The following is a 14,299-nucleotide window of genomic DNA, read 5'->3' on the forward strand; positions in this document are numbered from 1 at the left end:
CCGCGTTCCACGTTCAGAAAAAATTTCAGGGCGTCCTCGAGCGACGCCCCACGGGAGGTTTTATTGATGAGCAAGACGGTGCGCCTGGTGTCGGGGGCCCTCGTCCTCCTCGCCGCGCTGGCTGCCGGCTGTGCGGCCTGGGCCGCGGTGGCGGACCCCATCCACGACTACCCCGACTTCAACGACTACGACGACGCGGACCGCTACTACACGTTCGGGGACCACACCACGGACTACGGCTACAACTACCAGCTTCGGGACGTGAGCGGCGCGCGCGACGGACACACCCTCGCCGGCGCCCAGTGGTTCGCCACCTGCTACGAAAACTACCTGTGGCGCTACATCAACGAGGACCTCAACGGGCGTCTGCTCTACCGGCGGACCCTGGGCGGCGAGACGCCCGAGGTGCCCCTGACCGCCTCGGCGGACCTGCTCTACGACTTCGAGGCCGTCTACGTCGACGAGCCGCAGCCCTACCCCGCCTATCCCGACACGCGCTACCGCGACGCCTGCATGGACCCCGTCGAGTCCATCGCCCTGATCCTCCCCGAAGGACGGGGGCAGTTCAAGGTCTCCCTGGCCAACCACTACGCGCGCCACTTCCCCTATTGGTGGCGCGAGTCCGGGAGCGGCCATAACCCGATCAACCCGTCGCCCACCCTGTCCGGCGACGTCATCTCCCGCGACGTGATGGAGGACGTGCTCCTGAACGCGGAGGGGTACACCGTCTCCGTGCAGCCCAACAGGCCTCAGCGCGTCATGCCGGGTGAATCCATGACCGCAAACGTCAGCCTGACGGCCGAGAACCCGGAGGCCTACGGCAGCAGGCTGGGCTACATCGCGTTCCGTCAGTCCGCCAGCTTCGACACGGGCTACGTCGGCTGGCGCGAGTCCCACCACGTCCCCGTGGTGGTGGCCAACGTCCACGACGGCCCGGCCTCCGACCCCGGCAACGAGCTCTACTTCGACATGATGATCTTCAACAGGACGCTCAGTGGCGACGCCGTCGTCTCCGTGGGGGACATCGAGAAGCGCATCCAGTTTCGCTGGGGCGCGGACCGCGAGATGACCCAGAACCTGGGCGCGCTCTACATGATGCGCCACTCCCTGAACAACGGCCTGCCCAGCTACCATCTGGAGACGCGGATCACGAACCGCACCGGCACGCGCTACCGCCTCCAGCGCTACGACATGATCGGAGGCCCCAGGGACAACACCGGCTCCGGCGACGTAGGTGGCGGCTCCTGGGACATGAAGGCGCGCTACGCCTTTCGGGACATCCGGCCCGACCACTGGAAGTACGACCTGACCCCGGACCTCTACGGCAGCCTGCCGGCCCACTTCCAGTTGGACGCCCACAGCCAGATCGCGCCGGGGCTCATCACGGTTTACAAGAACCGCGTCGGCACGGGTTACAACACCCTGAACGCCTCCTACGGCACGAGCGAGTCCTTCCGCCTCTACCCCTTCTCCGAGGCCCGGCACCACGACCTGCGCCTCAGCTACCGGCGGGTCGGGGGCATGACCCTGGCGGGAGGCGCCTCCGAGGCCAACGGACGCTGGCGCGTACAGGGCTTCCGCTGGGACCAGTTCGCCGACGTGGTGCAGAACGACGAGCAGACGACTTATGAGCTGGAGAAGCTGATGGGCAAGCCCGCCGCCCTGGGGGGCAGCGCCGTCAGCGCCTCGGACGCCTACGTCCGCTCAAGCGCCCTGAACGCCTTCGAGATCAAGACCGACGTCCCCGCCGGGCTGGTATCCATGGACGTTTCGATGGACGTCCTCGTGTCGAAGGACGTCTCCGGAGACGTGGTCCAGACGGTGTCGCGGGACGTGCCGGCGACCATCGCCGTTCAGCCGATGCGGGTGCGCCTCCGCATCCCGCGCCGGGAGCAGATGCTGGTGGGCCGTTGGGAGGACCTGGACGCGGCGGCGGACGGTAAGGCCCTGCTGAAGCAGTTCATGCGCTTCGGCACGGTCTGGCTGCGCTCCGGCAGGACGAACGAGCGGGACACGAACCTGTTCACCGCCATCTCCCAGCGCGGCGTGGACCCTGCGGAGTGCATCAGCGCGTTCCTCTACAACGACGAGCTCTACCTGGACTTCATCCTCCTCCTGGCGGACGCCAAGAGTCCGCGGGAGGGCTACACGGCCTACCTGCAAATGTTCCGCGACGACGGCATCCCCTACATCCTGATCGGCGACGGGGCGGCGGACGGCGTGTGGAACCTGGGCCTTTACGTGGATGCCGCAGGGGCCAATCCGGAGTCGGGGCGCTCGTCGGACGACGTCAGGCCCAAGCCCCAGGAGAAGGAGGAGGGCGGAGGCTGCAACGCGGCCTCAGGCCTGGGCCTCATCCTGTCGGCACTCGTCGGCGCACTGTTCCTGGAGCGCCGCATCCGGTGAGGCGTGGGCCGCTGATCGCACGGAGGTTCGCATATTCGCGCATATTCGCTATATGACGAGGGGGGACGCATCGTGAGTCTTTGGGAAAAGTGGGAACGGGACAAGCAGCGGGCGCAGGGCCTTGAGGTGAAGAGCGACGTTCAGATTCAAAGCTCGTACAGGAAGCCCAACCTGCGCCGCCAGATCGCGATCGTCGCGGCGGTGCTGCTCGGATGCCTCGCCATCGCTTTTGCCTCCGTCCTCGTGGAGGCCAGCATGGGCCGAAAGTGGTCGGACACTCTGGTCGTCCGCCTCCTCATCCAGAGGCAGCTCCAGCGCGAGGAGATCGCGAAACGCCAGAATCCATAGTGCGTCAGACGGCGCGGAGCGTGAAGCTCCGCGCCGTCGTTTTGGGCGGGACAGGACCACAATCCATTCGTCCGTGGTAAGATAATGAGGTGAGCGCAGTAAGGGCTCACGCAGGCCCCGCCGGAGCGTGGGGCTATTTTATCATGGGGGGAATTTTGAAATGGCGGACATGTTGAGGAGCAGAGCGGAAGAGTTGAAGGGCAAGAGGACCCGCGAGAACCTGTGCACGGCCTTTGCGGGGGAGTCCCAGGCGCGCAACAAGTACACGTTCTTCGCGGCCAAAGCCCGCGCCGAGGGCTACAACCAGATCGCGGACCTCTTTGAGGAGACGGCGAACAACGAGAGGGCACACGCCAAGATGTGGTTCCAGATCCTCGGCGGGATCAGCGACAGCACGGCGGAGAACCTGAAGGCCGCTGCGGCCGGCGAGCACGACGAGTGGACGGACATGTACCCCACCTTCGCAAAGGTGGCGCGGGAGGAAGGCTTCGACGACATCGCCCGTCTTTTCGAGGGCGTCGCAGCCATCGAAAAGGCGCACGAGGAGCGCTACAAGAGGCTGCTGAACGACGTCGAGAAGGGGCTGGTCTTCTCCTCCGACGGCGACGCCATCTGGCAGTGCGCCAACTGCGGGCACATCGTGGTGGGCAAGAGGGCGCCCGAGATGTGTCCCATCTGCGGGCACCCAAAGGCCTACTTCATGAAGACGACCAGGGACGGTCAGGCCGGAAATTAAAGTAGGCGTCGGTCAGGATTTTCGCATGGAGAAGGAGAGAACGGCGGAGGCGAAGCTCCTCGAAGGGCAATTATAATAACGGTCACGAAATCAATTTCGAGGAGGTCAATCATGTTTGTAGCTTTAAAGAAATTTTTCGCCTTCCTTTTGGCTGTTGCGGTCCTTTTCCCCTCTGGCGTGGCGTCTGCCGACGTCCCGCTCCCTGCCCCGCAGAGGACGGGCGGGCCGGGTCTCTTTGACGCCATCGGAGGCCGCGCCTCGGCCCTGGGGGCCGACTTCGCCTCCATGGGGGAGGTATCGCCGGAGAAGCTCTCGACGATCCTGTGGGCGGCGACGGGTCTGAACCGCGGGGAGAAGGGCTGGACGGTGCCGATGGCCATGGGGATGGAGCCCTACGTCAAAGTCTACGTGGCACGGGCCGACGGGGTCTTCCTGTACGACTGGAAGGCCCACGCGCTGAAGGAGGTCTCCGGTGAGGACGTCCGGGGGCGGATCGGCAAGCAGGACTTCGTCGCAAAGGCTCCCTGCACCCTGATCCTCGTCTCGGATTCCGAAGCCCTCTCCAGGAAGTTCAAGGACGACGACGATGAGGAAGAGTTCGCGGCCGTCGCCGCGGGGGCGATGGCTCAGGACGTCTACCTGGCCGCCGGAGCCGTGGGTGTCGGTACGCGCTACATCCGCTCCGTCCGGGAGGACGCTGTCGAGGACCTCCTGAGACTGAAGGACGACGACGACGTCCTCTGCATCATGCCCATGGGGACGAAGCCGGAGGCATAAGCCCGCTCCCCACACGAAGGGGAACGTGAGCTATTGAGAGGGAAGCGGGGAGCCGGACGGCTCCCCGCTTCATCGTCTCGCACCGGCCCTGCGCTTCAGGGTCGCCTCCACGCGGCCACGCCGTCGACGTAGGTCGTCACCGCGTGGGTTCGGGCGTCCAGGGGGTCCCCATCCCAGACGGTCAGGTCCGCGTCCTTCCCCGGCTCGATGGAGCCCAGTCGCCCCTCAAGGCCCAGGTGCTCCGCCGCGTAGAGCGTGACCCCCCGCAGCGCCTCGTCCGGCGGCAGGCCCGCACGCACGGCCAGCGCAACGCAGGTGACGGCGTTTGAGATGGGGATCACGGGGTGATCCGTGATGAGGCAGAAGTGTACGCCGGCCCGCCACAGGTCGACGGGGTTCTGCCAGGACTGGTTTCTCAGCTCGATCTTGGAGCGTGAGGTCAGCATGGGCCCCACGGCCGCAAAGGCCTTTTTCGCCCCCAGCCACGCGGCGATCTGTCGCCCCTCCGTGCAGTGTTCGAGGCTGTACTTCAGGCCGAACTCCTCCGCGATGCGGACGGCGGTCTGGATGTCGTCCAGCCGATGACAGTGGACGCTGAGGGTCATCTCCCGACGCAGCACGGCGGCCAGCGCCTCCATGCCCAGGTCGCGCTCCGCCGGCTCGTCCTTTCTCCTGGCGGCCTCCTGACGGGCCAGGTAGTTCTGAGCGCCCACCAGCGCGCCACGCAAGACGGCCGCGTTCCCCATGCGGGTCGTGGGCAACTTGTCCTTCGGCTTGTAGACGCTCACGGGGTTCTCGCCCAGCGCAGCCTTCATGGCAGAGCAGGGAACGACGGTCATGCGCTCCACCACGTCCGGCCGCGTCTTGACCACGACGCCCTGTCCTCCGATGACGTTGCCGCTTCCCGGCAGCGCCTGGACGCAGGTCACGCCTCCCGACAGGGCATCCTCAAAGGCCGCGTCGTCGGGGTAGAGCGCGTCCAGGGCCCGCAGATGCGGCGTCACGGGGTCCACCATGTCGTTGTCGTCCGCCATCGTCGCCTGAGGGAAACCCTCCGGGCAGACGCCAATGTGCGTGTGGGCGTCGATCAGGCCCGGCGTCACGCGAAAGCCCTTCAGGTCCTCCACCTCCGCGCCCTCCTCGGGCGAGAGCCCCTTCCCCACCGCCACGATCCGGCTGCCCCGGACGGCGACGTCCAGCTCATGAAACCCATCGCCGCGTCCCGTCCAGACCAGGGCGCCCTTCAGCAAGAGCGCGCGCGCCTTTGTCCTCTCCTGCAACCCGTTCCGCTTCCCTTCCCAAGATTTTGACGGCCATAGTCAGCCCACAGCCGTCAGCTTTTTTCAGGATAGCACAGTTTTTTGAAAAAAATACGGTTCAAAATCGCAGACTTGCTTTCAAAACGTATCCGACATCCCCAACACCGTTGCAGTTTACAGCTGAAAACAAGCGCCACATCGCACACGCATCCCGGTCCGCCTTAGGGCCCCTGACTGAGAAAATAGTGATTAAGTCGTCGAGGACGGTCAACCGCAACCTACAGGCTGCGATGGCCTTATCGGGGATCAATGGCACAGGTTAAGCCGATCCTGGACTTACCCCCTTCAGGTGCGGCGGAAGACGCATAAAACCGGTCTCCCTCCACGTTAAAAGCTTTGCCCGTGGAGCGAGGCTCCCCCTCGCCGCTTGACGCAGGGCAAAAGACTGAGTATTATGATTACACGGGTGCGGTTGCGCCGCACTCCTTTTTTTGCCCCAGGATTTTACTGAAAATTCTGTTGATTATGGGACCCCCTCCGCAGCCCACGGGCTGCGCTCATCAAAAACATGGCAGGTAATCTGCCGCAAGGAGGTTGTGTGAAATGAAGGTTCTGCGCAGCAGGAGGTTCACCATTGCCGTGGCGGCGCTGCTCCTGGCCGCTGGCGTGTCGGGCGCGTTGGCCGCGCCGAAAAATGAGCTCCTGACCAGCAACGGAAACGGCATGGCCGTCTCGACCCAGCCCCTGGCGGACAAGGCCGGTCAGGACGTTCTGGACAGGGGCGGCAACGCCATCGACGCCGCCGTTGCCGTGGGGTACGCGCTGGCGGTCCTCCACCCCCAGGCGGGGAACGTCGGCGGTGGCGGCTTCGCCGTCATCCACACGGCAGATGGCGGGGACTACGCCCTCGACTTCCGTGAGATGGCTCCCGGCGCAGCCACACGGGACATGTACCTGGACAAGGACGGAAACGTGATCCCTCAGGAGAGCACCCGCACCTACAAGGCCGTGGGCATCCCCGGAACGGTGGCTGGCATGAGCGCCATGCTGGAACGTTTCGGGACGATGAAGCTGGACCAGTTGATCGCCCCCGCCATCGAGATGGCCGAAAAGGGTTATGAGCTCTCCGAACGCCAGGCGAAGAGCATGGCCGACTTTGCGGACAAGTTCAGGAAGTTCCCCCACTCCCAGGGCTATTTCCTGCACGGGGACGGGACGCCCTACAAGGCGGGAGAGCTCTTCCAGCAGGCGGACCTGGCAGCGACGCTGAAGCGCATTGCCGCCGAGGGGCCAAAGGGCTTCTATGAGGGGGAGACGGCGGACCTCATCGTGGCGGACATGAAGGCCAACGGCGGCCTGATCACGAAGGAGGACCTGAAGAAGTACGAGGTCAAGTGGCGCGAGCCCAGCACGGCGGACTACCGCGGCTACAAGATCGTCTCCATGTGTCCACCCTCCAGCGGAGGGGCCATCGTGGCCGAGATCCTGAACGTCATGGAGAACGCCGACATGAGGGCTCTGGGCTGCCGCACCCCGGCCGCGCTGCACGTCATGGCCGAGGCCATGCGCCAGGCCTACGCCGATCGCAGCGAGTACATGGGCGACCCGGACTTCGTGAAGGTCCCCGTCGAGGAGCTGACCTCCAAGGCCTACGCCAAAAAGATCTACGACGGGATCGACCCAAAGGGCGCCACTCCCAGCAGCAAGGTCCGCCCGGGGCTGGAGGCCCTGAAGGAGGGCACGAACACCACCCACTACTCCGTCGTGGACAAGATGGGCAACGCCGTGGCCGTCACCTACACCATCAACGAGTCCTGGGGCACGGGAGCGGCGGTGAAGGGCGCGGGCTTCCTGCTGAACAACGAAATGGACGACTTCTCCGCCAAGCCCGGCGTACCGAACGTCTACGGCCTGGTGGGCGGCGACGCAAACGCCATCGAGCCCTACAAGCGTCCCCTGAGCTCCATGAGCCCCTCCATCGTCTCCAGGGACGGCAAGACGGTCCTCGTGGTGGGCAGCCCCGGAGGCAGCCGCATCATCACCACGACCCTGCAGGTGATCCAGAACGTCATCGATTACGACATGCCCATCAACGAGGCCGTCAGCGCTCCCCGCTTCCACATGCAGTGGCTTCCTGACGAGCTCCGCATCGAGCACGACAACGGCCTGTCAGCGGCGGACGTGGAGGCCCTCACGGACATGGGCTACAAGCTCAGCCTGAAGCCCTACATGGGCGACGTCAACGCCATCCACATCGACCTCAAGACCGGAGAGATCACCGGCAGCCACGATTCCCGCATGGAGTTCTAGCCCTTGAGCCGACGATCGGTCGGCGCGGCCCCTGCCGCGGGCTGGACAAAGAGCGGAGGGGGAAGGTGCCCTCCCCCTCCGCTCTATCCGTGCCGATCGGGCTCGACTTCGCTTTCGACCTTATTTCTTCGCGTCGTCCGAGGTCGCTTCGGCAGCAACGTCGTCGGAGACGGGAGCCAGCATCTCGACCTTATAGGCCTTCTTCAGCTCCTCGACCTTCGCCTTGATCCGCTCCTGCTGCTTCTGACCGTTGAGCTCCTGAAGGATCTGGCCCTTCACCTCGTCGAAGGGGGTGAGCTGAGCCGGTGTGCGCCCCTCAAGCCGGATGATGTGCCACCCGAAGGGCGACTTGACGGGCTCCGAGATGTCGCCGGGCTCCTTCAGGGCGAAGGCGGCGTCGGCGAACTCAGGGACCATCTGCTCCTTCGTGAACTCGCCCAGGTCGCCGCCCTGCGGAGCGGAGGGACAGGTCGAGAGCTTCTTCGCCTCCTCGTCGAAGGACGCGCCAGCCTTGAGGTCCGCCTGCACCTTGGCGATGGTGTCCGCGCTGGTGGCGTCGTCGCTGATCAGGATGTGGCGGGCATGGATGCGCTCCGGCTGGGTGAACTGGTCCTTGTGCTCGTCGTAGAACTTCTGCGCTTCCTCCTCCGTCGCCTGGACATCCTTCACGGCGTTCCGCATGGCGCGCTGGGCCAGGCTCTGGGTGCGGACGCGGGCCATGAAGTCGATGAAGTCCTGCTCCCCGTCCAGCTTCTCCTTCTCGGCCTCGAGCGAAAAGAGGTACATGGAAACGATCTCGTCCAGGATGAGCCGGCGCCCCTCGGGGTTCCCGTACATCATCATGCCCTGGGGCCCCATGGACTGAAGGACCGCGTTGACGTCCGCCTCCGTGATCTCACGGCCCTCGACGCGGGCCAGGACCTTGTTCTCCTCGGCCGGCTTCGGCGCCTCGGTCGCTGCCCAGGCTGCGCAGGCCGCCACGAGGACCGCCACGCCGAGGACCGCTGCGAACTTCAACTTGAACTGCTTACTCATATTCTCTTCCTCCCTGCTGTTTTATCCCGCAAGGCGGGACATCTCAAAAAACCGCACACGTTTAGGAATTCTAACACAAAGTCCCCTGCAGGACAGACGATAAACTGCGTATCCGTCCCGTTGTATAATACAAGCGGGGATGCCGGAGGACGGCCGCGCCGTCTTCCATCTCGCGCTTCACACTGGACCGAGGAGGACGAGCTCATGCGCTTGATCGACACAAGGGTAATTTTGGGGCTGTCTTTATGGATTCTGGGCTTTGCCCTCATGACCGCCGGCTGGCTCGTCGACGCGCTCTTTGAGGGGTGGGGACGGATTCCCTCCAAGGTCCTCTACAAGCTGGGGGCGCTCATCGTCGCCGTGCCGGTCATCGTCCTCTTATGGAGGGCTTCGCGCCTGCTCTACGTCCACCGCATCGACATCGTCCTCGGCATCAACAACGCCGCGAGCTTCCTCACCGAAGCCATGAAGTCCCTTTAGGCCCCTCATGTCGCGCGGGATATTGACCGCCGCAGCCGGCCTGGCCGCCGCGGCCTTCATGCTCTACTTTCCCTACACCTGGTGCCGCCTCAAGAGGGAGGATGAGCGGGACTTCGGGCTGAAGTGGTTCATGGGGCGAGGCGCATGGCGGGACGTGATTCTGGCCCTGCTCCTGACCCTCGTCCCCCTGACCTTCGTCTCCATGCACTGGCCGGCGGAGTGGGGCGGGCCGGGCCCCAGGAGCCTGACGCCCTGGCAGGCTCTGGACAGCCTGGGGGGCGGGGTGGCGGCGGCCTTCATCGAGGAAACGTTCTTTCGCGGTTGGCTCCAGACGCTGACGGTGCGCCGGTGGGGGCCGTGGGCGGGCATCCCCCTGGCGACGCTGGCCTTTGCACTCATCCACCTCGTGGCCCTCGTCGGATGGCTGCGCGTGGCGACGTTCTTTCCGGGGCTCGTGATGGGGTGGCTGCGCTGGCGCCACGGCTCCGTCCTGCCCTCCATCCTCTACCATGCCCTGTGCAACGTCTGGGCCGTCTGGTGGGCTCCGATCCCGTAGACGCCCCTTATTTTCAGGAGGTTCGATCGTCGTGAAAAAAACCCTTGCAGCGCTGTTGCTTCTGGCCCTGCTTGCACTCCCCGCGCGGGGGGCCGACCGGCGGGAAACGCTTGAGCTGCGCGTCCCCATGAAGGCCGGCGAAAACGTGACGGCCCTCATGCCGGATGGCACGGAGGCAACCCTGGGGCGGGTCCTGATGACCCCCGTCAAGACGAACTGGCCGGCCTACACCGCCAGCAAGTGGTGCGCGCCGGCGACGGTCTGTGCCACGGCCGTGAACGCCATTCACCTGCTGGTGGACGTGGAGGAGGGGCGCGGGCGCATCCTGAGCCTCGTTCCTGCGGTGACCGTGGCCCCTGCTGCCGCGGCGGGGGCCTTCTTCTCCCTGGACGCGGCCGCTGGCACGGGGCCTTTCGGCGGCTTCGCGCCCCTGGTTGGCTCCCCCGTCACCATCCTGGGGGAGGACGGCGAGAGGCCCCTGGACGGGACTCCGAAGGAGGGCGAAACGCTCGTGATCCGCTCGCCCCTGCCCCGCCGTCCACGGGACTGGATGGTGGACATCGAGAACCGCCCCGGCGGGCGCGTCATCGTGTGGGGTGCCGACGGGCCCCGCGTCGAGGCCCGCGTCGTGCGCCCCATCGGAGGCGTCGGGCGCTTCGGCGGGACGCAGTTTCAGGGCCGCGGCCGAATCCGCGCCTCTCACGCGGGCGTCATCGACATCGCGACGGCATCCAGGGACCAGGTGGGGGGCATCCAGATCATGCCGCTGATCCACGCCCTCACCTCCCACGAGATGGCCAACGCCTGGAAGTTGACCCAGTGGATGATCCTGGCCCCGCTGCCGGGCCGCGAGCTTGCGGGGACCCCGCCACTCTTCAAAAACGCCTTCGTCCCCGGAACGCAGCTCAAGGACCGGCTGGAGGACCTGTGGAGCACCTACGGACGCAAGCCCCTGGCCCTCTGCCGCCTGGACGGCGGCCCATGGACCCGCCTCCCGGACGTCTCCGGGCGTGTGGACGACGCGCTCCGGAACGTGACGCACCTCCGCATCTACTTCCCCTTCTGGGACGAGCCGTTGAAGCCGTAGGGCCACGGGAGTCCGTCGGACCATGAAGGCGCCCGTTTAACGAACCGTCTTCTCGAACACCCGCACGTCCGACGAGGTCCCGTCCCTGAAGAGCAGCCGTGCGGAAACACAGGCGATGGCGTCCTTCTCACTCGTCAGCAATTCATGGACGCCTCGCTCCTTGAGCTTCAGGAGCTCTTCCATCGTAATCTCCGTGTCCGGCGTTCTGGTGTTGATGCCGTAGACGATACCCAGGACGGCGTCAAGGGCTTCGTCGCTGAAAAGGCCGGGGTCGACCATGACGAAGGTCGTTCCCTCTCCTTCCTGTTGCGGGTCCTCCAGGCGATAAACCGATATCCATTCGTCTACGAAGTGGAGGGCCCAGTCCTTGCCGTTCTCGAAGCGCACCGCGTCCAAGTCGAAGCTAAAGGGATATGGCCCTCGTTCGGCGCCGTCGGCCCCAAGGTATTGGACGTCCAGTTCGACGACGCCCTCCGATCGGCCGGTGTTGATGGCCATGTTGGGGTACTGTGCCCCGGTGGTTGGGTTGATCTCCCTCATGAACCCCGTGGACCGGTACTCCGCGTCCGGGCTGATTCGGTAAGAATACTGCAGGATATTGCGAACATCGGCGTCCGTGTCGATGGTGAACCGCACGATGCCGTCGTTCCATATCCTGGGGTTGAGCTTCAGGTTGGCCCTGCGCTCCACATTCCGCATCTGCAGGATGCCTCCGGGGGTGCGGAGCGAGCCTTCCCCGGAGAGCAGCCCCACGGTCCAGAGCAGACAGAAGAGCAGCGCGCCGGCCCCAAGGCTTGCGACGTGCGCGGGGTTGAATTTCCCACGGCGAAGGAGCGCGATGCAGAGAAAAAAGACCAGAAGGGCAATGAGGGGCAGCCAGAGGAACAGGATGGGCCAGCGGTGCGAGAGCTCGTAGCCGAGGGCGAACAGCACGGTGAACAGCGCCCCCGTCCGCAGGGTCAGGACCCTGGAGAAGATCAGGCGCAGGGCATCCTTAAGCCCCATCGGCGGGATATCCGGCAGACCCGCGGGGCCGTTTTCCTCCCGAAAACGTTCGGGGGCGACGCGGGCGGCATTTTTGAGGTGGCTCCAGTAGCGGCGGACCTCCCGCGCCGTGTCCTCGTTTCGGGACCTTCCCCGACGCGGTTTGATGAAGCGTTGCAGATAATCTTCCTCGTAATAATCGACGATCAGGTCGAAAATCTCCTGCCGGTAGGCGTAAAGCGGCATGGACGCGCTTCGCCCAAAATCCCTGCGGAGCACGGACAGCCGTGCGCGCCACTCCTCGTCCGCCGTCATTTTAGCGAGAGTCCGCGACACCGCCGACCGGTCCCGATTCAGCAGGATGGCGATGTCCGCAGGGCCCCAGTACAGGCCGTCCTCGTCGTCCCAGACCAGGTGACTGAGCTGTGGCGCCCGATTCGCGTACCGCTCGCGCAGGTACTCCTGCCGCGCCAGCTCCGATCCCTTAAAACGGCGGTAATCGGCCGCGTAGTCGCCCATCAGGGCACGAACTGTCTTCCGTTCCGCCTGAAATTCCCAAAATTTTGCGGACAGCCGCGCCATCATGTCGTCCGTAAGGTTGAACTTCGGCAAGGCCCCCGCCTCCATTCCAGGATTTTCGCCTATAAACGCTGATGCTGCCAGGCTCGATCAGATGCACTGGACAGCTCCCGGTCCAGTGCCTATATTACCAGAAGAGTTGGTGACAAGCGATCAAAAAATGGGGGGATGGACGATGTGCAAGTGCCTTCTGTTTCCTGAGGCCGCGGAGCGGTCCGGATTGGCCCCGCTCTGCCCGGGGCAACGGGGCATCGTGTTCATGGGGCTGAGGAACGAGGAGGTCCCCCGCTTTATCGTGGACGCCGTCATGGCCTGAGCGTAGACCTCGCCAACGGACGATAGAGGAATAACGTCCTAAAGTTGATTTCCGTGTCTACATTATTGTTATAATCGACAATGTCCGCGCAAAAATCGAGTTGTTTTCGGCTGAGGTCGGCAAGTGCGCAGAGGGGAGAAACCGAAGAAAGAATTTGTCCGTTGTGTTTGATATTGACAGTCCAGCATCAAGGAGGGAATGGAATTGATTTTCGTAAGGCTTGGCAGGATTGTTGTTCGGAGCGTTGCTCTTTGTTTGATTTCAATTTGCTTAACCTTATTCGTTTTCGTCTTTTGCGCCTCCGCAACGACGAGAGATGTCCGAACCGCTGATGAACTGCAGCAGGCATTGGACGACGGGATAACGGACATAAGGATCACCTCCTCCATCAGCGGCAATTTTATTGTCCCCAGGTGGGTCTCCTCTCTTTCAGGCACAGGAACGCATGTCATTCTCAGTCCCAAGGATAAGGACAAGCCTGTTTTTGACGCAGAAAGCTCCGCCAAGAAAAACGTCGTGAGGACCTTAGAGACGGCTGTGTTTTTTCCTGTGGCTCTTATACATGGGTACATGGCCAAAACCACAGCCGATATGCTGACGTTCCAGAATATGACCGTCGAATGTGACAATTATCACGGCGGCATCTATGCCGACGCGTTGTCAAAACCGGTCGTCGTTAAAAATGTAATTTTTAAAGGAAAGGAAGGAAAGGGATGAGAAATTGCGGGAATATGTCCCAGCACTAAAACGACCTTTGATGGGTGCACGTTTGAGGGGGTGGGCTGGTGCATATACACTCGGAGTTTATCTGCCTATGACCTGGATATCCGCGATTGCCGCTTTAAAAACGTCGGCCAGGCCCTCAGCGTGTCTCTTTCTGGAAGTGGCGCCAAGGCGGAATTGATTCGCTGCCGTGGGGAAAATGTTGGCTATTGGGTTATCCTCCACAACCCGGACGACAGGATGTCCGTGACGGTCGATCAATCCACCATTGATTCCTGTCCGAGGGGAGGGTTCTACCACAAACTCCTCGACGGGCTTAAGGACAACATGGCGTATGGGGAGAAGTCCGAATTCTTCAAGACTTTCAACGATGTCATCGATAAAGAGAAGGTGGTTGAGGACCTGATAAAACGGCTGGGCTCAGAAGACCATACGCCGGATGCTTTGCAGGATTGGGACAGCACAAGGACCTTTGCCGCCTTAAAACTCCGGGAAGCCCTAGAGGCGGAAAACGGCTGGGCCCCAAGGGAAGAGGAACGGTCGCCTGAGCATAAAAAGGCCATCGATCGCTGCTATGCCTTCTACGCGCTGTTAGCCAAGGCTCCTCTGGGGGCCTTGTCGGAGTATTCCATTCGAGGTAGCCTCGCCTTTGTCTCCGATCAGAACCTTGTGAATGCTGTCGTATCTCAGCTTTATAACAATA

At 63.6% G+C, this 14,299-nt stretch carries 14 protein-coding genes; 11 read left to right on the forward strand and 3 right to left on the reverse strand.

Annotation, left to right across the window (positions count from 1 at the left end; translation table 11 throughout):
- The first annotated feature begins 66 nt into the window (after positions 1-66).
- From Q0629_RS02500 to Q0629_RS02515, 4 genes are all read left to right on the forward strand, one after another.
- Positions 67-2,406 carry a hypothetical protein gene (locus tag Q0629_RS02500; RefSeq protein ID WP_298778515.1) on the forward strand — a complete coding sequence of 780 codons (2,340 nt, stop codon included), beginning with the start codon at positions 67-69 and terminating at the stop codon, positions 2,404-2,406.
- A gap of 72 nt (positions 2,407-2,478) precedes the next feature.
- Positions 2,479-2,754 carry a hypothetical protein gene (locus Q0629_RS02505; protein ID WP_298778517.1) on the forward strand — a complete coding sequence of 92 codons (276 nt, stop codon included), beginning with the start codon at positions 2,479-2,481 and terminating at the stop codon, positions 2,752-2,754.
- Between the two features lie 160 nt (positions 2,755-2,914).
- On the forward strand, positions 2,915-3,490 hold the full coding sequence (gene rbr, locus Q0629_RS02510) for a rubrerythrin (protein WP_298778518.1): 576 nt from the start codon (positions 2,915-2,917) through the stop codon (positions 3,488-3,490).
- 111 nt (positions 3,491-3,601) lie between these two features.
- A complete protein-coding gene (locus Q0629_RS02515) occupies positions 3,602-4,267 on the forward strand; it encodes a nitroreductase family protein (protein WP_298778520.1) in 666 nt (221 codons plus the stop codon).
- Positions 4,268-4,362: 95 nt separating this feature from the next.
- Here the strand turns inward: Q0629_RS02515 and Q0629_RS02520 are convergent, their stop codons facing one another.
- A complete protein-coding gene (locus tag Q0629_RS02520; RefSeq protein ID WP_298778521.1) occupies positions 4,363-5,547 on the reverse strand; it encodes an amidohydrolase in 1,185 nt (394 codons plus the stop codon).
- 582 nt (positions 5,548-6,129) lie between these two features.
- Here Q0629_RS02520 and ggt point away from each other — a divergent pair.
- The gene (gene ggt / locus Q0629_RS02525) at positions 6,130-7,836 is read left to right on the forward strand and encodes a gamma-glutamyltransferase (RefSeq protein WP_298778523.1); all 1,707 of its coding nucleotides are present in this window, start codon (positions 6,130-6,132) and stop codon (positions 7,834-7,836) included.
- 120 nt (positions 7,837-7,956) lie between these two features.
- Here ggt and Q0629_RS02530 read toward each other — a convergent pair whose 3' ends face one another.
- Positions 7,957-8,871: a peptidyl-prolyl cis-trans isomerase gene (locus tag Q0629_RS02530; protein ID WP_298778525.1), complete on the reverse strand. Its 915-nt coding sequence runs from the start codon at positions 8,869-8,871 to the stop codon at positions 7,957-7,959.
- Between the two features lie 204 nt (positions 8,872-9,075).
- On the opposite strand from Q0629_RS02530, the gene Q0629_RS02535 reads away from it, so the two are divergent.
- From Q0629_RS02535 to Q0629_RS02545, 3 genes are read left to right on the forward strand one after another with little or no spacing between them, the layout of a single operon-like run.
- On the forward strand, positions 9,076-9,351 hold the full coding sequence (locus tag Q0629_RS02535; RefSeq protein ID WP_015556077.1) for a hypothetical protein: 276 nt from the start codon (positions 9,076-9,078) through the stop codon (positions 9,349-9,351).
- A 7-nt stretch (positions 9,352-9,358) separates the two neighbouring features.
- Complete coding sequence (gene mrtS, locus Q0629_RS02540; RefSeq protein WP_298778542.1) at positions 9,359-9,907, forward strand: Synerg-CTERM system glutamic-type intramembrane protease MrtS; 549 nt, start codon at positions 9,359-9,361, stop codon at positions 9,905-9,907.
- A 31-nt stretch (positions 9,908-9,938) separates the two neighbouring features.
- Positions 9,939-10,994 (forward strand): hypothetical protein, encoded by a 1,056-nt coding sequence (locus tag Q0629_RS02545; RefSeq protein ID WP_298778544.1) that lies wholly within the window; start codon positions 9,939-9,941, stop codon positions 10,992-10,994.
- A gap of 36 nt (positions 10,995-11,030) precedes the next feature.
- Here the strand turns inward: Q0629_RS02545 and Q0629_RS02550 are convergent, their stop codons facing one another.
- Entirely contained in the window at positions 11,031-12,590 is a 1,560-nt protein-coding gene (locus Q0629_RS02550) for a hypothetical protein (protein WP_298778547.1), read from the reverse strand.
- A gap of 142 nt (positions 12,591-12,732) precedes the next feature.
- On the opposite strand from Q0629_RS02550, the gene Q0629_RS02555 reads away from it, so the two are divergent.
- From Q0629_RS02555 to Q0629_RS02565, 3 genes are all read left to right on the forward strand, one after another.
- On the forward strand, positions 12,733-12,873 hold the full coding sequence (locus Q0629_RS02555) for a hypothetical protein (protein WP_298778550.1): 141 nt from the start codon (positions 12,733-12,735) through the stop codon (positions 12,871-12,873).
- A 198-nt stretch (positions 12,874-13,071) separates the two neighbouring features.
- Positions 13,072-13,590, forward strand: coding sequence for a hypothetical protein (locus tag Q0629_RS02560; protein ID WP_298778553.1), 519 nt, complete (start codon positions 13,072-13,074; stop codon positions 13,588-13,590).
- Positions 13,591-13,650: 60 nt separating this feature from the next.
- Positions 13,651-14,299: hypothetical protein (locus Q0629_RS02565; protein ID WP_298778556.1), on the forward strand; the 649-nt coding region annotated here is incomplete at its 3' end.

The sequence above is a fragment of the uncultured Fretibacterium sp. genome (assembly GCF_938030725.1).
Classification (GTDB): Bacteria; Synergistota; Synergistia; order Synergistales; family Aminobacteriaceae; genus Fretibacterium.